At 41.3% G+C, this 18,192-nt stretch carries 15 protein-coding genes; all 15 read right to left on the reverse strand.

The features are described from left to right. Window positions 1–23: 23 nt before the first annotated feature. The 15 genes from ACI6NM_RS08235 to ACI6NM_RS08305 all read right to left on the reverse strand — a co-directional run bounded on the left by ACI6NM_RS08235 (window position 24) and on the right by ACI6NM_RS08305 (window position 18,178). On the reverse strand, window positions 24–1,202 hold the full coding sequence (locus ACI6NM_RS08235) for a glycosyltransferase (protein ID WP_438500832.1): 1,179 nt from the start codon (window positions 1,200–1,202) through the stop codon (window positions 24–26). Between the two features lie 42 nt (window positions 1,203–1,244). Further along, window positions 1,245–2,564 carry a DUF362 domain-containing protein gene (locus ACI6NM_RS08240; RefSeq protein WP_438500833.1) on the reverse strand — a complete coding sequence of 440 codons (1,320 nt, stop codon included), beginning with the start codon at window positions 2,562–2,564 and terminating at the stop codon, window positions 1,245–1,247. After that, window positions 2,557–3,636: a hypothetical protein gene (locus ACI6NM_RS08245; protein ID WP_438500834.1), complete on the reverse strand. Its 1,080-nt coding sequence runs from the start codon at window positions 3,634–3,636 to the stop codon at window positions 2,557–2,559. The genes ACI6NM_RS08240 and ACI6NM_RS08245 overlap by 8 nt, the downstream gene beginning before the upstream one ends. A 74-nt stretch (window positions 3,637–3,710) precedes the next feature. Next, window positions 3,711–4,799, reverse strand: a complete 1,089-nt coding sequence (locus ACI6NM_RS08250) for a glycosyltransferase (RefSeq protein WP_438500835.1) — start codon at window positions 4,797–4,799, stop codon at window positions 3,711–3,713. A 17-nt stretch (window positions 4,800–4,816) separates the two neighbouring features. Next, window positions 4,817–5,791: an NAD-dependent epimerase/dehydratase family protein gene (locus ACI6NM_RS08255; RefSeq protein ID WP_438500836.1), complete on the reverse strand. Its 975-nt coding sequence runs from the start codon at window positions 5,789–5,791 to the stop codon at window positions 4,817–4,819. A 2-nt stretch (window positions 5,792–5,793) separates the two neighbouring features. Beyond that, the gene (locus ACI6NM_RS08260; RefSeq protein WP_438500837.1) at window positions 5,794–7,107 is read right to left on the reverse strand and encodes a nucleotide sugar dehydrogenase; all 1,314 of its coding nucleotides are present in this window, start codon (window positions 7,105–7,107) and stop codon (window positions 5,794–5,796) included. Between the two features lie 19 nt (window positions 7,108–7,126). Further along, entirely contained in the window at window positions 7,127–8,248 is a 1,122-nt protein-coding gene (locus tag ACI6NM_RS08265) for a glycosyltransferase (protein ID WP_438500838.1), read from the reverse strand. Between the two features lie 47 nt (window positions 8,249–8,295). Then, window positions 8,296–9,345: a DegT/DnrJ/EryC1/StrS family aminotransferase gene (locus tag ACI6NM_RS08270; RefSeq protein WP_438500839.1), complete on the reverse strand. Its 1,050-nt coding sequence runs from the start codon at window positions 9,343–9,345 to the stop codon at window positions 8,296–8,298. A gap of 118 nt (window positions 9,346–9,463) precedes the next feature. Beyond that, complete coding sequence (locus tag ACI6NM_RS08275; protein ID WP_438500840.1) at window positions 9,464–10,750, reverse strand: ATP-grasp domain-containing protein; 1,287 nt, start codon at window positions 10,748–10,750, stop codon at window positions 9,464–9,466. Next, the gene (locus ACI6NM_RS08280; RefSeq protein WP_438500841.1) at window positions 10,747–11,364 is read right to left on the reverse strand and encodes a sugar transferase; all 618 of its coding nucleotides are present in this window, start codon (window positions 11,362–11,364) and stop codon (window positions 10,747–10,749) included. Before ACI6NM_RS08280 ends, ACI6NM_RS08275 begins: the two co-directional genes overlap by 4 nt. Window positions 11,365–11,760: 396 nt before the next feature. After that, window positions 11,761–12,783 (reverse strand): GNAT family N-acetyltransferase, encoded by a 1,023-nt coding sequence (locus ACI6NM_RS08285; protein ID WP_438500842.1) that lies wholly within the window; start codon window positions 12,781–12,783, stop codon window positions 11,761–11,763. 233 nt (window positions 12,784–13,016) lie between these two features. Continuing rightward, window positions 13,017–14,285: an aminotransferase class I/II-fold pyridoxal phosphate-dependent enzyme gene (locus tag ACI6NM_RS08290; RefSeq protein ID WP_438500843.1), complete on the reverse strand. Its 1,269-nt coding sequence runs from the start codon at window positions 14,283–14,285 to the stop codon at window positions 13,017–13,019. Window positions 14,286–14,394: 109 nt separating this feature from the next. Next, window positions 14,395–16,257 (reverse strand): polysaccharide biosynthesis protein, encoded by a 1,863-nt coding sequence (locus ACI6NM_RS08295; RefSeq protein ID WP_438501098.1) that lies wholly within the window; start codon window positions 16,255–16,257, stop codon window positions 14,395–14,397. A gap of 98 nt (window positions 16,258–16,355) precedes the next feature. Next, entirely contained in the window at window positions 16,356–17,117 is a 762-nt protein-coding gene (locus ACI6NM_RS08300) for a transcription termination/antitermination NusG family protein (protein ID WP_022273113.1), read from the reverse strand. A gap of 353 nt (window positions 17,118–17,470) precedes the next feature. Further along, on the reverse strand, window positions 17,471–18,178 hold the full coding sequence (locus ACI6NM_RS08305) for a HEPN domain-containing protein (protein WP_022273114.1): 708 nt from the start codon (window positions 18,176–18,178) through the stop codon (window positions 17,471–17,473). Between the last annotated feature and the right edge of the window lie 14 nt (window positions 18,179–18,192).

Consider the following 18,192-nt stretch of genomic DNA (forward strand, 5'->3'; position numbering starts at 1 on the left):
ATTTTATCCTCCCCACTTAAACTTCAATAATTCAACACATTATGAATAGTCGGTGAACTAGTATTTTTTATAATATTCGTAGCCTTGTTTTTTATTCTAGATAAATAATAGGATAGTTTTCCAACAGTAATTAATGCTGAATATCTTTCATCATTAAATAATCGGCCTGCAAAATCTCTATAACTAACTTCTGTTAATATTGCCTTTGTGAATGTATCATTCCTTAATATTTGAAATAAATGTATCTTTTCATCCTTTGTTTTGGCCGACACTGCAATGTTGTTTACAATCTCTTTTATATCTATATATGATTTACAATAAAAGTCATGCATATCCTCCTGTTTCATTGATGACTCATCCTTAAGCGCTGAATAAACAAAGGACTTAATATAGCAAAAATCCCTTACTTGTGAATCGATTTTAATACTATGTGTAATTGAACTAGAAACAATCATATAATTATATAGTATATCTTTTATAAAACTAACAGCTGTGCAGTTCCTATAAAGATCTATACTTCTCAGCAAATCTTCTCCGTACATAGGATGATAGTCGTATTCTGTTTCATTTCTAAACAACTTTAATCTCATTGCTTTTCGACAAAGCGAATTATATGACTGATCATAATATACAATTTTGTAAAGTTCCCTTTTGTCTGCCAATATCCCCATATCTTTTTTATTATGAGAAAAAGTTTTTACTATTCTTCCATCTTCCTTTACCCAATCGAATCCGAAAATCAGCATATCAGTTCCGTCATTTTTCATATATTTTACTACTGTCGATAACGCATTTTCTTTTAAAGTATCATCTGCGTCCAAAAACATTAAATATGAATTGTCATCATCTTCCTCTATTCTTTTAACATATTCAATTGCTTTTTGCCTGGCAGACCATAATCCCCCATTTTTCTTGTGGAGGACGACAACTCTATTATCATTTTTAGCAAAATCATCACATATAGCGCCCGTATTATCCACTGATCCGTCATCTACAACTACTACTTTATATAATTGATAATCCTGTTTCAATACCGATTTAATACACTTTTTTATATATTTTTCTGCATTATATGCTGGTATACATACATATACTGTTTCCCTCATGTTTATACCTTCCTCTGCGTAACTAATCCATGTTTTCCAATAGCTCCCAACCATTTGCTGGTTTATATCGACCTTGCATATTTTTTCTAATGTCACCAAGTTCTTTTCCATTGATACAAGTATCATTTGAAGAAATAGTTATCTCTGCCCCCCCCCCCACAAATTTTTTATAGTTGGTATCCTTTTATAATCAAATCCCATCAAGCTAGCGCATACTGCATCAAATTTTAAAGGATCATCACTCACAATCAAACAGCCTGATTTTACCTGTTTAGGTGACAAAGGTCCTTCTCCAGATCCTCCATAGACCATATCTCCAATACAAAGCATTCTTCGCTGCACTAATGTTTTCATAATTCCATTTTTATCCGAGCGGCTTATAATCTGATTTAAATCCTTCACTGTTCTCCAAATAGTATCGTTACCTGACCAATTTCCAACTTCCACCCTGTTTTTTTCTTTGATATGCTGTGCCCTTGATATAATCACTACAATGGCTTTTACAAAACGAGCAAAATTATATTTCTTATCTTCAACATATCGATTCATTAAATCGATTAGACTATCCTTTATTTTATCAGAAAAATATACTTGCTTATGCTGATCGCCTATGTCACTACTTGTTCCTTTTCGATAATGTGGTAGATAATCTTTATCCGTATTAACTCCAACTATATTTTTCATTGCCCCGGTCATACCAGCCAACCGATGTGTTTTTATTTTAGGTAAATTTATAATCACATCAGCCTCTAAGGCAATTGAAGAAATCGCGTATTCATGTTTTCCACCTGTATGGTGACTCTCCATGATACGATTATCATAATCTGTTATTCTCAGTCCCTTGTTTTGAATGTCAGATAAAGAAGCAAACGCACTATCTCTTCCCAAATTAACAACGACACTTTTATATGGCATTTTTTTCTCTTCTCTGATCACAATCTTCCCCTGATATCTTGCTTGATAATGACGCAAGTCAACCAGAGAAACCCTTTCATTATTTCTTTCATAAAACTCCATCATTTCCTTGTAACCAGAAGTCGAACAAAAAATATCCCAATCTGATGACTGCACAGGTGCATCTGCAATAATAACCTGCCCTGAACCTCCGAGTGCCTTTAAAATATAATCAGTCACAGCGCGAACAATCGCTACGTTTGTATACAGGGATTTTTCTCCATTTTCTTTTATCGTATTTTGATGAATAACCATGTTGGGCTTTACCAAGACAACATCGTTGGGATATACATATTTTCCCAACGGATTCCATTTATTTGACCCATAATGTTCTTTATCAAGTCCCATCATATGAAAAGTTTTTCTTATACTATCATATATATCATTTTGACCCGTTGATATTTCATAGTACGAATATTCTGGATAAAGTGTACTGGGAGACCCTGCGCATATTGTATCAGGATATTCTATACCCATATCCCTATATACAAACACATCACTCATTCCCATGTCTCCTTATAAAATAATCTAATGCAGTGCTAATTTCTTTTTCCAGCTCTGACTCCTCGAATACCTTGTCCCATCTCGCATTATCAAATCTATAATATGCATTCGAAAATTGTATCGTATACGGTCCAAAAGAAACACATTGAAATTCGATCATATGGCATTTCTTTCCATCATATGCTATATCTACCGAAAGCATTGGAACATCTAATTCCAGAAACAAAGTTCTTGCCATATCTAATACATTTTTAATTTCTTCATCGAACTTTGTGGGAAATACAAGTTTTCCGCTTCCACTCGCCCGAAAGTCGTTATCTCTTATCAAACGCTTTAAAACATAATATTTTTCTCCATATACTAATACTTTATAATCATACTGTAAATTGGGGATAAAAGACTGAAGAACCACTTTTTCCCTGGGATAGGTTCTGTCCATATGTGGTTTTCCTATAATTTTTAAAACCTGATTTTTAATTTTGGAAAGGGAGGCAGTTTTCCAAATCGGAACAGTAGCATTATGATAAAAAATACGCCCCATTTTTTTTGCTTTAGCGAATAACTCGCCTCGATTTCTAGCAAGGGAAACTCCAGAAGCCCCAGAACCAGAAGCTGTCTTTAGCACAATGGGATATCCTATTATTTTCTCAATGTTATTAACATTATTTCTCAAATCTCTAATATCATATATGCTTCTAGATTTAATTGTCTTTAAAGATTCAGAGGATAATCCTTCTCTCAGCAATTCCATAAGAACCTTATTATGATGCGCTTGAAAATATTTATAGTCCGGCAATAGAATCAAGCCTTTAGAGGATAAAGCCATCAGAGTGTCTCCAATATACCCTTTATAAAACAGCCCTTGATCTTCACTTGATGGATAATATATATAGTCGCCTGAACTCATTTTCTCATTATCAATAGTATGTACGGAAACTATGCATACCTGATAACCCATTTTTTCAAGATAACCTTTTATTTTGTTGGCATCTACTGATTTATTAATACCACTATTTTTCAATGATGTAGTTGTATAACCATTATGATCTTGTAATATAATAATCTTTTTCATACACATTTTTATATATTCGCCACATTCTATCGCTATTCACAAATTATATAATCTACAAATATATTGAATGCGGATCATTCAAATAATCGCTCCCATTTCTTTATAACATTAGACTTATAGTATCTTTCAATCTCCAAATTCCATTTTTCAGACATCCTTTGGGCTATTTTTTTATTATCAATAAGCAACTTTATTTTTTCTGCCATCATTTCTGTATTGTTCATTGGAATTAAAAAACCATTTTCCCCGTCTACTATTAATTCTGATGGTCCAGTTTTACAATTATAAGCTATAACTGGCAATTTGCTTCCCCGTGCTTCTAAAATAACATTTGGCATCCCCTCAAACTTGGATGTCATTACATACATGCAATATTTTCCATATTCGTCATATATATTTTTTGTTATACCTCTATGAATTAGGAAATTATCCAGTTTACGTCTTTTGATTTCATCAAGTAGCTTTTGTCCATATTCATTTTCAAAATTACCCCAAATATGCCACTCCCAGCCTTTCGCATACGGTTTTATAATCTCAGCGATATCAATCAATCCCTCATAGTTTTTCTCAGGAGTCGCCCTTCCTACTGTAATTATTTTTCTATTTTCATGCGAGTATGAGCAGTCCTTTATAGCCATTTCATCTATCCAATTAGGGATAACTTTAACCTTATTACTGCTAACATGGTATCTTTCAAGACACCCTTTTTTTCCTGCTTCTGTCATAACTTGATAAATGTCGCAAGCGTGGATACCAAGCCAACCATACAATCTAAGATTTATCTTCGAGTACATATCTTCGTTATATACACTGGATCTGTCACACATTATAAGCTTTGCTTTTGTCATAAACGTCCCCAATACACCAATCGGAGCTGTTGCAACGTCTATAGAAAGAAGATATTCACACTTTTCTTTTTTTATATGCTTTCTAACAAAGTTGGTAGTTGTTGCTATAGTTTTTGAAATGCTTGCCTCACTGTTTATAATACGACTAGTGTTTATGCGACTATCTAAAGCATATCCAAAATCATCATATTTATTGAATATGCTTATCATAGATACTGTATGTGACTTCACAAGTTCATTCATTAATTTTGCAGAAGCACGTTCAGCACCCCCCATTTTTGTAAAATCATATATCAAAAAACAGATCTTGGCCATTTAATATCACTCCAAACTTACAAATTTTCTTTGTACCATTCAATAGCAACCTTGATCCCCCGCTCGAAACTCCAGTCAGGATCATATCCCAGCATCTCTTTTGCCTTACTGATGTCCGCATTGCTATGCTTGATATCGCCAACGCGGTCTGGTCCATGTTTCGGCTCTATATTCACTCCAAGTGCCTCTGTTAAACCATAGTAAATATCAACTAGGTATTCCCTACCTCCATAGGCGATGTTATACGCCTGTCCTGCGGCTTCAGAACTGGCAAGACAGGCTTTAAGGTTCGCTTCAATAACATTCTCTATATATGTAAAATCCCGACTCTGTTTACCATCACCATTAATCGTTGGCTGTTCACCATTCATGAGCTGTTTGATGAACTTGGGGATAACCGCGGCATAAGCACCATTTGGATCCTGACGTCGACCAAATACATTAAAATATCTCATGCCATAGGTGTCCAAGCCGTAGTGTTTTGTGTATTGCCTCGCCCATTCCTCATCAGCTCGCTTGGTGACGGCATAAGGAGATATAAGGTTTCCCTCTATTCCTTCCTTTTTCGGGAGGTTTGGCTCATCGCCATAGACGCTGCTGCTAGAAGCATAGACAAATTTTTTTACACCGTTTTGCCTTGCTGCTTCCATCATATTCAGAGTGCCCGTGATGTTATTAGCACAATAAAAGAGAGGCATCTCAATCGATCTCGGTACGCTGCCCCAGGCTGCTTGGTGAAGCACATAATCCACATTTACGCAAGCTTTTATACAAGTACCCAAATCCTTTATATCGCCTTTTATAAAAGTATAGTTTGTATTATCAAGGAATAAATCTACATTCTCCTGCTTGCCCGTAGAGAGATCGTCCAGGCAACGTACTTTATAACCTTTATTTAATATCGCCTCACACAGATTCGAGCCAATAAAACCTGCCCCTCCTGTTACAAGAAAAGTACTTCCTTCTGGAAACTTCACTTTTTCGTATCCCATAATTACAACCTCCAGTAGCTATATCCAGCAGATTCAAATTCTTTGCGATCCAGCATACCTTTCAGATCAAGCAATACCTTCTTGCCTTCTCCAAAAAAATGGTCAATTTGACTTATAGATAAACTTGCAAATTCTGTATGCGCCACTGCCAATACCACAGCATCCATATCTATAATCGAATCCATAGTCACAAAATCAACATTATAAAGTCTTTTTGCTTCCACTGCATCAGCAGTAGGATCAGTTATCATCGGATAAATTCCATACTCATTAAGCTCCTTTACAATGTCGATAATTTTCGTATTCCTAGTATCCGGGCAATTTTCTTTAAATGTAAATCCAAGTATTGCGACTTTAGCGTATTTCACAGATTTATCTGCTGCAATTAAATTCTTCACCACATTCTCAGCCACATACTTGCCCATATCATCATTAATTCGACGTCCTGACAAAATAATCTGACTGTGATATCCTAATTCTTCCGCTTTATAGGTTAAGTAATACGGATCGACACCAATACAGTGACCTCCTACAAGTCCTGGATAAAACTTGAGGAAGTTCCACTTTGTTCCTGCAGCCTCCAAAACAGACTTCGTATCTATCCCCATCTTATTAAAAATGATTGATAATTCGTTCATAAAGGCAATATTAATATCCCTCTGACTATTCTCAATTACCTTCGCAGCCTCGGCGACCTTAATGCTCTCTGCCCTATATACTCCGGCATCTACAACAATCTGATAAACCTTAGCGACCGTATCAAGCGTATCTTTATCCATGCCTGAAACGATTTTTTTGATTGTTGAGAGTCTATGTATCTTATCACCAGGATTAATGCGCTCCGGGGAGTATCCTATCTTAAAATCCACTCCACACTTTAGACCAGATTCATGCTCCAAAATAGGCGCACAGATTTCCTCTGTTACTCCTGGATAAACTGTTGATTCAAAGACAACAATAGATCCCTTAATCAGATTTCGGCCCAGAATCTTACTTGCCCCCTCTATCGGAGTAAGATCCGGGGTATGATCAGAATTAACTGGAGTTGGTACAGCTACGATGTGAAATTTAGCCCTCTTTAAATCCTCCTCATTCGCTGTAAACTCTATAGTCGTATTCTTTATTACATCATCTCCAACCTCATTGGTTGGATCTATTCCAGATTTATACGTTTCTATTTTGGCTTCATTTAAATCAAAGCCAATAACCTTCACTCCCCGCTTTGCAAACTCCACAGCTATGGGCATTCCTACATAGCCAAGCCCTACTAAAGAAAGGGATTCTTCTTGATTTTTTATTTTTTCGTAAAGTACCATAATATGCATCCTCTCAATATTACTTTTCCCGTGCTAAAATTCGTTCTAACTCTCGCGCAGCTGTTTTGATATTAAATTGACTTTTCTGTTTTTCTTCAGATCTACATACTCTGTGATAGTTTTTATATTTTTTTATAGTCGAAATCCACTGGTTAACTTCAAACCCATCTATATAATCCACACTTTCAATAAACTGTGCCTCTCTTGTTATATTTCCCGACACAACACATGGTAGATCCGCCATCTGTGCCTCAACCATAGTTACCGGTAAGCCCTCAAATCTTGAAGTCATAACAAGTACATCAAACATACTCAATAAAGCTGGAACATCATTTCTTGTTCCCAGAAATAATACTTTGTCTGAGATATTCAACGCTTTTACCTGTTCTCTCACTTCATTTTCTAATTCTCCTGTACCGACGATTACAAGAACGGCATCATGATCTGCTTTGGATATCTGCGCAAATACTTTAACTAAAAACTCATGATTCTTTTGATATGAAAATCTACCAACATTTCCGATAACATACTTTCCTTCCAATCTCATCTTTTCACGATAATCTTTTCGATCTTTCTCACTATACAAATATGGCTCTACTTTAACCCCATTGTATATGGTCTGATATTTACTGCTATCAACATTCTTTTTTCCGAACATCCAATTTCCAGCCAATTTTGAACAGGCAAGATATGTTTCTGAATTATTGCATACATAATGCATACAGAATTTATGCAAAGAAGTTTTTATAATTCGAGAAACTATATTATTATCATCCACCTGAGTGCAATGAGAATGAACAAAAATATGTTTTATCCCACCTTTTTTAGCTGCATAGATATAAGCAGCTGCTATATAGGCAGTATCCGTGTTTATATGAATGACTTCATAACTATTTTCTCTAACTATCTCCTCAACCCATCTAACAATTCCAAACATGCTTCTATGTTCTCTGTCAAGCGTATAAATCTTACTGCCTTTTTTTTTAATTGCATCAACATATTGTTGATCTGGCAAACCACTTTGCATTAAATAATCATAGACTATTTTTTCAGAATTAAATTCTTGCCCCCATTTATATACAATTGTGGCCACACCGGCTCTACCTATTTTTGCCGCCCCGGTCACCAACACACGTTTCATTTTCTATCCTTCCTTATCTATTTATTGAAACAAATTACAGTAATACCTTATTTATTCGCACTTCTATAAAATTCTTTTATCTCTTCCACAATCCGTTCCATCTCGTTAACTCCATACCTCTGATCGCAAACAAGAGACATTTCTTTTCTGTAAATCTCCTTAGCCTTATCAGAAATACCTACATGGTATTCTGATATCGGCCAATGAACCGGACAGTATATATCTTTATTTATCAAGTGCTTTCTTAGTGCCTCTCGCCTATCATCCTCTATAATTACAGGAACAAACAAAGGACACTTATTAGCATCTTGAAAATCTGTAAATACACTAACTCCTTTGAGACCTTTCAATCCATCTATCAGGATCTTGGCGTTCTCCCTTTTGTGGGATCTCACTTCATCTATCTGATCCAGGAACTGGAATAGGCTATGTATATCTTCGTAATCAACACCATAGTCTCGATAATCTTTAGCAAGCACTTCTTCTGCTTTCCTGAATATACTTAAGAACGCCTGTTTTTCCATAGGATCACCATCCACAAAGCGCTGTTTCAAGTCATACGCCCTATTCCTCATTTCTGTATAATTCTTATTCTGACCTCTGGTTGTTTCCTCCAGCATTCCATATCTCTTCCCCGCTACAGCTATTCCAGCCACAGCAAACCACTTACGATAACTTGTAAACCAATAATCTGCCCGGGTTGAATAATTAACTGTAAAACAACTATGCGTCAAATCCTCTACTGTTGTCGCCCATCCGGATAAACTCTTCCCTGATCCCTCATACTTAATGTCTGTATCACCGAAATATTTCATGATGTAGAGCATCTCATGTTTTATCGGTTCTGGAACATCCGCTTTTAGAATTCCGTCTTTTACATACACATCGTAAAACCGAAGCTTTATTCCATTAATAAGGATAGGTTCTATCATTGTGTGGCAGCAGTAGGACGGCATAAGCACTGATGTGATTCCGTAAGATTTAATAGCATCCCTAATTATCACATCAAGAGCTGTCCGACCGGATAAATAAAATGACTCACTATCCCGTACATGCTGTTTTAAAGGTTTCCAGAACTCACTCCCGATTTCTCTCATATCTTCTTTACTCCCTACTGCCATTTCTTATCACATTTTACTTAACGCTTTTACAACATTAACTGTCTATGTCTTCACAAATTACGCAGCTTAGCAATGAAAAGCCAACTGATACACTCTAATCATCCGCCCAGTCTATCAGACATCCAATATTTGACACATCAAACGTTGGTATACCCAGCTTCTCTTTTACCTTCTTACGTTCCGCGTAGGCATTATCTACAAATATAGAAGGAACACTATTATCCATATAATCGCACTTATCTTTTTCTACTGGAACCTCTATGATTCTATCAAATACGTCCTCTGAAAATTTTATTTTTTTCATCGTTTCATGAATGTCATAGGCATGTTTCGTAATAAGCATGATTTGGATACCTTTATTTAGGCACTGGTATACAAACCGCATTGCTTCAGTATTGTATTTCTCTCTGCCAAATACCAGTGTATCATCGAAATCCAAGTAGACTCTTTTATATTCATATTCTATTTTATACCTGTCGATATAGCTCTTATCCAGCGATATCTTGCATTTGTTAGGGCAAATATCTATCTCCATGTCAGAAAAATCGCATAAAGCTAAAAGCGGGAGATTTACATCAAGATTCCGACTTAGTCCAAAAGTACCAGCAAATCTTGTGGAAATCTCCATCAATTTAAGCTTTCCATCCACATCTTCTTTGCATTGTATGAACCAAAATCCCCTAAATTTAACTCTTTCAGATATTGACTCAACGATATGCCTCATTTCATTCGTCAGATCCACATTTGAAGTCCGGGCTGTAATTCCGTTCATAAGTCTTTCTCTGTACCTTGGCTGCACAAATCGTATTTTTCCGTGACGGTCGGTAAAGCAATCTATCGTCAATTCTCTGCCTGGAAGGTATTCACAGAGGACATAACTAATGGAACTTTCCTTTAATTTCTCCAACTCATCTCTGTTATTTATCTTATAAGCATTCCTGCCCCCCTGCCCCTCGTCGTCTTTCGCAAATAGAGGGAAAACTGCATCCTCATAAGTGTAAGTTTTTGGAATAAAATCCAAGCCAGCTAGCACCTTATAAGTCAGAGATTTATACCGGCATATCCTTGTAGTTTCCAAACAAGAGCATACTACAATGGCATGAATCTTATTTTGATTTTCCATAAGTGATAATGCACCAGAATCATGACTCGGTATTATAAACTTAATATTATTCTGATCAATGCATTCGTTTAGTTTTTCTATAAAGTTCTCTTCATATGTGAAAGGTAGGTCTATGATAGCATCGTTGCTAATATACCTTGCATGATTATCATAGCTTCCCGCCATAATCGGATAGAAACGCAGGTTGTGTTTTAATGAAAAATAAGTTTCAACAGCCGAATATCCGCCTCCACCGAAAATCATTACATTTGTTCTCATGCTTTTTTTCCTCGTCCATCTCTCTCGACATCCAATGGTCTATAAATCACACCGTCTTTTTCAATAAAGCTCCCAGTATCTATATTGTCATGTTTAAAAACAACAGCAATGGTTCTCAGAATCAGCTTAATATCTCCCATAAATGTAATATTGGATATGTACTGAAGATCCATTTTGAACTTATCTTCCCAGGATACATAATTCCTTCCACTTACCTGGGCCAATCCTGAAAGTCCAGGGCGAACATCATGCCTGTGATGTTCTTCCTCTGTATAATATGGTATATATCGAACTGGCAATGCCCTGGGACCGATTATGCTCATATCCCCCCTCAAAATATTCAGTAAAGAGGGAAGTTCATCTAAACTGGTAGACCGTAAAGTCCTCCCAAAACTCGTCATCCTCATCTCATCAGGAAGGAGGTTCCCATTCTCATCTGTTTCATCAGTCATAGATCTGAATTTAAGGATCTTAAATTCTTTTTCATGGAGTCCTGTTCTTTTTTGTTCGAATAAAACAGGCGATCCAAGTTTAATTCTGACCAATAGGGCGATTATCAATAAAATTGGTGATAGCACAACAATAGCAACAAATGAACAGATAAAATCCATCATTCTCTTTATGTGCCTTTCGTATATTCTTTTGTGATGCACTTTTTACATCCCCTCTCCTTACTGCTTCTTCTATTTCTCCTGGAAACATTTTCTGTTGTGAATAAATCTAGGAAAAATGCTCTCACATTTGCTTTGAATATCTATGCCTTATCTACACTCCTACCTGTCTCAAACATCACCCAAGCTCTACTGACTTCATCCTCTGATATATTCTGGTTATACCGTACATAAGGGTGTAAATCCCCCCCTCCGTATTCGTTTTTTTCGCAATGCCTGTTCACATAATCATCAAAACTACATATTCGTTTAGCTGAAACACCTACGTAAACTCCGTTAGGCTTCAGGTCTTTGGATACCAACGCGCCAGCTCCAACAATCACATTGAGAAAGCATTTATTACTCTTCTGGTGTGCCCCCACATCTATATGCTGGGAAGAAACCAGCATCTATCAACTTCCTTTCCAGTTCACTATTCCCTTTGCTTCTTATATGTAAAAGTTTCTGGTAAGCTTCCTCGTCAAAAATCTTTCTACCTATGTAAAAATCCTTTATTCCATGAGGAGCCAGATTCATCTTGTACTGAAATATTCCATCATCAGCACCATAGCCTCCTCCAAGGATGAAATTTTTTAATCCTCTGATTTTCGCCCATTTGATGATCTCAAATTTAAGAAAATCATTAGCTCTTGTGTAAAAATACTCAGAATCGGTTCCTCCAAGGTACGAGTAGCAATTCTCTGCTCCATAAATCACAAGTTCAGTAGAAATAATCTTGTCTTCAAACCTTACATGAAACATAACCGCATTATCCATTGACATCAGCTCCTCAAAAAACGACTTCTTGAAATAGAACTGTTGTTCGGCATCACTTCTCTCCATGGTGCCGTAATAAATGCGAAGGAAGTCATCTAGATGTTTTCCCTCCTCGTCCACTACAATCTCCAAACCATATGTATTTGCCCGTTTGACATTCTTCCTAACCTTCTGCTTAAAATCCATCCATATGGTATCTATTGGATCTTCCAGATTGCGTACCACATTGTGTGTACGAGATTCCGTCTCGCCACTATAGTAATTATGATAGTTGGAGAACAGTTCGAATCTTATGAACTCACAAATATAAGAATTGTTTACACAATAGGCTTCATAAGAAGCATTGAGCGCATCGTAATCTACGATAGAGCCTATGAATCCCCCATAACCATATGGTGTAATCAAATCATAGTAGGTGTTATTAGGCACTACTTGAGTAAGCCTATGATCCTTTCCTACATCCCTCTTAAAAACCACATTAATAGCACGTTCATCACCATTCTCGTAATATAAAAGAATTGGCTCGCCGTTGCTCTCATCCTCATGCATGAAAGCAGTTACATATTCATTTAAATAAAAAACATCGTAGCCCTTAATAGATCTCACTATCTGATTCCAACGCTCTCTGTCACTTACCAGAATCTCTGTTATATGTTGCATTATTTATCAACCCTATTCTTTTCCTTACAGTATTAGCCAGATGAAGGAAATGTCTGTATAGATACTCGCACATCACTTGGAGAGACAATTTGATTTCTCATGCATATGTAGCACACATATCCTTTTCCCAAGCCTGTCCCCATCTAACATCTAATGTGTATTCATCCTACACATTCTTATCAATCTAAACACCTGTAAATAATATCAATCACTTTATCCTGCTCCTCCGCCGTCATCTTATTATCACTCGGCAGGCACAGTCCCCTCTGGAAGAGGTCCATCCCCACATCCAGTGGCTTTCCGTCTTTCCCGACAGCCCCTCCAGCGATATAAGCATTGGTCTTTGCCCGTCCGTTCCCTTCCCGGGTCACAAACCCGTTCATCCGGAAGATCGGCTGCATATGCATGGGCTTCCAGATGGGACGCCCCTCGGCGTTATACCTTGCCAGCGTCTCCAGGATCTCCATGGGGCAACTCTTTCCCGGTTCCGGGATGTACAGAGATTCCTGCTCCCCACGCACCTGTCTGCACATGGCCTCCAGATCGATGACCAGGCAGGACAGCCAGTAGTTGGGTTCAGAGTTTTCCGCGTCGAACGGATTCATCTGTACCGGAAGGTCCTTAAAGCCCTCCCTGTACCGCTCATAAATGGCCTTCTTCTGTGCGATGTGCTCCTTTAAGTACGGGAACTGCCCCCGCACCACCCCGGCGATCACGTTGCTCATCCGGTAGTTGTAGCCCACTTCCTCATGCTGGTACCAGGCCGCGTTCTCCCGGGACTGGGTAGACCATTTCCGTGCCCGGTCCGCCGCGTCCTTATCATCGGTCAGAAGCATTCCCCCGGCAGAGCCGGTGATGATCTTGTTCCCGTTGAAGGAAATGGCGTTATAGGTACCGAAGGTCCCGGTCTGCTGTCCCTTATAGGAAGCCCCCAGGGATTCCGCCGCATCCTCGATGATCACGGCCCCATGGCGTTCACAGACATCCCGCAGCTCATCGATTTTTCCCGGCGTCCCGTATAAATGGGCCATAACAACGACCCGGACCTCCGGATATAGTTCAAAAGCCTTTTCCAGAGCCACTGGATCCATGTTCCAGGTATCGTATTCGGTGTCAATGAACACCGGGACTCCGCCCTCATACACCACCGGGTTTACAGTAGCGGAAAAGGTCATGTCCGAGCAGAACACCTTCTCCCCGGGCTTTACCCCGGCCAGCTTCACGGCCAGGTGGAGGGCAGAGGTGCCGGTGGCCAGGGCCACGGCATACTTACACCCCACGGTCTCACAGGCCAGACGCTCCACCTCGTTGATATTCTCTCCGACGGTGGACATCCAGTTCTTTTCATAGGCATCCTTCATATACTCCAGCTCCGGCCCGTGCATGGTGGGCGAGCTGAGCCAGATCTTCTTTTCAAATGGAACGAACCGTTCTTCTGCATGGAACATGGCTTTCATCTCCCTTTTCTCCGGATCCGGCACATGTCCGAGACCCGGTCCATAAAAATACTGCCAGCACCTGGATGCTGACAGTCCTAAATCGTCCTATCTGTATTTCCTACGCCTCCGCCGGATGATACGTCCCCACGATCCGCATCACATCCTCCCGGATCCCGTCCCCGTCCTCATTGGCGGTCACATACAGTTCTTCCAGCTGCTCCTCAAACCGTTCCATATCAAACTCGATGGGCTTTCCGATATGAATTAACTTATTGGGCGTATCCTGCATCCCTTCCTCGTTCATGAGAAGCTCCTCATATAACTTCTCCCCGGGCCGCAGGCCTGTGAACACGATGGGGATATCCACATCCGGCGTGTACCCGGACAGCCGGATCAGGTTCTTTGCCAGGTCCAGGATCTTCATGGGCTCCCCCATGTCCAGGACGAAGATCTCCCCGCCCTTTGCATAGGCCCCGGCCTGTAAGACCAGGGACACCGCCTCCGGAATCGTCATAAAGTACCGGATGATATCCGGGTGGGTCACCGTCACCGGACCGCCCTGCTCGATCTGCTTTTTAAAGAGCGGGATCACGGACCCGTTGCTTCCCAGTACGTTCCCGAACCGTACGGCTACAAAGTCCGTTTTTGACCTGGCGTTCATCATCTGCACCACCATCTCGCACATCCGCTTGGACGCCCCCATGATGTTGGTGGGGTTCACGGCCTTGTCTGTGGAGATCAGTACGAAACGACTGGTTCCATATTTATCCGCCGCCTTTGCCGTCTTATATGTACCGAACACGTTGTTCTTGATGGCCTCGTTGGGACTGTCCTCCATGAGGGGCACATGCTTGTGGGCCGCCGCATGGTACACGATGTCGGGACGGTATTTCTCAAACACCGTCTCGATCCGGTGGGTGTTCCGGACGGAGCCGATGAGCACCACCAGGTCCAGGTCCGGATACTTCTCCTTAAGCTCCAGCTGGATGTCGTAGGCGTTGTTTTCGTAGATATCAAAGATGATCAGCTGCTTCGGGGTATGGCTTGCCACCTGGCGGCACAGCTCGCTTCCGATGGAGCCGCCTCCCCCGGTCACTAAGACCACCTTTCCGCTGACATAGCCCATGATCTCGTCTAAGTTCACCCGGATGGGATCCCTGCCTAAAAGGTCCTCGATCTCCACGTTCCGGAGCTTTGCGATACTCACCTCGCCGTTGATCAGCTGGTAGATGCCCGGCAGGATCTTCACCTGGCAGCCCGTCTCCCGGCAGATCTCGATGATAGCCTTACGTTCCTTGGCTGAGGCCGACGGGATGGCGATGTAGATCTCGTCGATCTTATATTCCTCCGCAAGCCGTGGGATGTCGTTCCGGTTCCCGGCCACGGGAACGCCGTTTAGGAACTTCCCGGCCTTGTTCTTGTCATCGTCCACAAAGCAGACCACGCAGCCGTTGACCAGGGAGCTGGTGGTCATCTCCTTTAGGATCACAGAGCCGGAGGTCCCGGCTCCCACGATCATGATCCGCTTTGCCGCCTTTTTGCTGTGGTTCCCGAATAAGGAGATCACCACCCGATAGGAGAGACGGATCCCCAGCTCCTCGGCACAGAGGGCCGCAAAGGACACTAAAAAGAAGCTCCTGGGTACGGAAAGCTGTAAGAGCATCATCCCGGCGATCTGCACCAGGGAGGCCAGGCCACAGGCCGCCACCACATGGAGGGCTTCCCGTACTCCGGCCACGCTCCACATGGTGGAATACATCCGGGCCAGGAAGAAGATCACCAGGGAGGCCAGGATATAATAGGGAAGGAACTCCAGGGCCGCCCGGGCGTATTCCGGCGGGATCTTGGAAATATTTAAATCAAACCGGACAAAAAGGCCTAAAAAAGAGGCCAGGCAGAGCGCAAAAACGTCTGCGGCCATTAAAATGCCCATGCGGACGCGCTTGTCCCTGGGCAGGTATTTTTCCAGAAATTCGTACATCAGATCTTCCTCGGATTCGTTGTTTTCATGAGCCGGAGCCAGGGGGCTGTCCCTCCGGAACTGATCTCCAGAGCCCGTCTTACTTCCCATAATCGTCCTTATGGGAAGTTTTTGCGTATATCATTGACCGGCACCTCCATGGACATATCCTGTCCAAAGAGATGTACTCCGATCTCTACCGTATCTTTTTTGACTTTCCAGATCACTCCCGACATATTTTCAAAGGATCCGGAAATCACGCTGACATGGTCGCCTGCGGCATAACCGTGGTCTTTCTCCGGCTGTGCGGCATGGTAAAACTCCGGCATCTCCAACGGGGTCTCAACCTTTCCATAACGGATCTCCTGTTGGATATCTTCCTTTAAGATAACCCCCAGGGCCACGGTCTTATAGCTCCCCATCATCTTCAGCCGGATGATCACATAACGCTTCTTATATTGGGCCTTTACGATGGAATCTGCATATTCTTTCAAAGGTCCGCATACGCGGAAAATCCGCCCCTTTCCATCCAGCTCCACATAGGAAAGCCGGACAATATGCTGGTTTTTCAGCATATTCGCGAAAAACGCTTCTTCTTCCTCTTCAATGGAAAGAAAGTCAAAATTTCCATCGGCGATCATCTTGGACATGGCAGGAACCTTCTTCAGACACAGGTACAGCTCCTTCGGCGTATCCGAAACAATGAACACATATCCCGGAAACAGCCGCTCCACATGGACGACGCTTTCCTGCTGCTTTCTCCATACCCTTTCGTAATATGCCACAAAACAATCTGTGTACAGTTCTTTGGGAACGATCTCTTCAATATAATGGACCAGCTCCTCTTCTCTTCCAGTCATTGTCTGCAATACATACCACATGATGATTCTCCTTTTAGGGTAGGCTCCGCCACTCCGCGATCCGCCCTTCGGCGTCCCAGATTCATTCAGGCACGTTATGTGCGACCAGTATAACCCCTTCCAAAAGCCCGCAGCCTTCAAACTCTCAAGCTTTTGTCCGGTTTTAGCTCATATCATTATAGCATCGCAGTACAGCTTTTTCAACCCTTCTTTTCGATACCAGGCCCTAGTATATCACATCTTTCTCTGGCTGTGCGTTCCAATTTCTGCAAAGCATCTGCGATTATGACATAAATACCAGAATTTGTCTGTCTGCCCGAAAGCTGTGCTGCACCGTCTTACAGAATCCGGATCTTCCGCATTTTACGCCATTCCTATGCCTCCTGCTTCCTCTCCGCTTCCTTCACCACCGCCGCCACGATCTTCTCCACATCTGCAATAAAATCCTCAACAGTCTCCCGGGAAATGGGCTCCTTTTGCGCATCCGCATGGCGGCGGTCTGACTGATGGGCGATCATATTGCGGCGCTGAAACAGGCTGTTTAACCGGCGCTTCATCTTATCTCTGGGCTTTTCCGAAGAGCCCTGCTCCCAGAAAGCGTCTTTGGCGATCTGCATAACATCCATCCCCAGAAGACTGATCTGGTCCTTTACCGTATCCCAGGATGCCATAGTGACAGTTCCGTATGTATCATTGATAAAATCCAGGAACCATGCGTCACTGTCCCTGTCCCTCATGGCCGCCTCAACCACTCCCATATGTACCATGATGTTTTCATATTTCACAGTACTGTTCCAACTTCCCGCGTGTATTTCACACAGGCCATATTTCGTCAGCTCATGCATAAAGAAGTCCAGGGCGCTTTCCAGGAAAACGATCTGGGAACGCCAGATATTTTCTCCCTCTTCTGTCCTCCCGCCCTGGACCAGCTCCTCCGCCACGGCAAACTGCCCCCGGACTGCGCTTATGTTTTCCTGAAAATGCTCCGTGATCTTATCCAGAGGAAACCGGACCACCGGTATCTTCGCCTTATCTCTTGTACCCTCCTCGCGAGGTCTCAGTTCCAGATTCCGTCCTGCCATCAAAGCTTCCCCCT

This window comes from Pilosibacter sp. YYHA0881, assembly GCF_051602715.1.
In the GTDB taxonomy this organism is placed as follows: Bacteria; Bacillota; Clostridia; order Lachnospirales; family Lachnospiraceae; genus Alitiscatomonas; species Alitiscatomonas aceti.

Excerpts from the sequence above, each read along its gene's own strand:
- ACI6NM_RS08240 (WP_438500833.1), bottom strand. The coding sequence starts at position 2,564 with ATGAGTGATGTGTTTGTATATAGGGATATGGGTATAGAATATCCTGAT.
- ACI6NM_RS08245 (WP_438500834.1), bottom strand. The coding sequence starts at position 3,636 with ATGAAAAAGATTATTATATTACAAGATCATAATGGTTATACAACTACA.
- ACI6NM_RS08250 (WP_438500835.1), bottom strand. The coding sequence starts at position 4,799 with ATGGCCAAGATCTGTTTTTTGATATATGATTTTACAAAAATGGGGGGT.
- ACI6NM_RS08255 (WP_438500836.1), bottom strand. The coding sequence starts at position 5,791 with ATGGGATACGAAAAAGTGAAGTTTCCAGAAGGAAGTACTTTTCTTGTA.
- ACI6NM_RS08260 (WP_438500837.1), bottom strand. The coding sequence starts at position 7,107 with ATGGTACTTTACGAAAAAATAAAAAATCAAGAAGAATCCCTTTCTTTA.
- ACI6NM_RS08265 (WP_438500838.1), bottom strand. The coding sequence starts at position 8,248 with ATGAAACGTGTGTTGGTGACCGGGGCGGCAAAAATAGGTAGAGCCGGT.
- ACI6NM_RS08270 (WP_438500839.1), bottom strand. The coding sequence starts at position 9,345 with ATGAGAGAAATCGGGAGTGAGTTCTGGAAACCTTTAAAACAGCATGTA.
- ACI6NM_RS08275 (WP_438500840.1), bottom strand. The coding sequence starts at position 10,750 with ATGAGAACAAATGTAATGATTTTCGGTGGAGGCGGATATTCGGCTGTT.
- ACI6NM_RS08280 (WP_438500841.1), bottom strand. The coding sequence starts at position 11,364 with ATGATGGATTTTATCTGTTCATTTGTTGCTATTGTTGTGCTATCACCA.
- ACI6NM_RS08290 (WP_438500843.1), bottom strand. The coding sequence starts at position 14,285 with ATGTTCCATGCAGAAGAACGGTTCGTTCCATTTGAAAAGAAGATCTGG.
- ACI6NM_RS08295 (WP_438501098.1), bottom strand. The coding sequence starts at position 16,257 with ATGTACGAATTTCTGGAAAAATACCTGCCCAGGGACAAGCGCGTCCGC.
- ACI6NM_RS08300 (WP_022273113.1), bottom strand. The coding sequence starts at position 17,117 with ATGTGGTATGTATTGCAGACAATGACTGGAAGAGAAGAGGAGCTGGTC.
- ACI6NM_RS08305 (WP_022273114.1), bottom strand. The coding sequence starts at position 18,178 with ATGGCAGGACGGAATCTGGAACTGAGACCTCGCGAGGAGGGTACAAGA.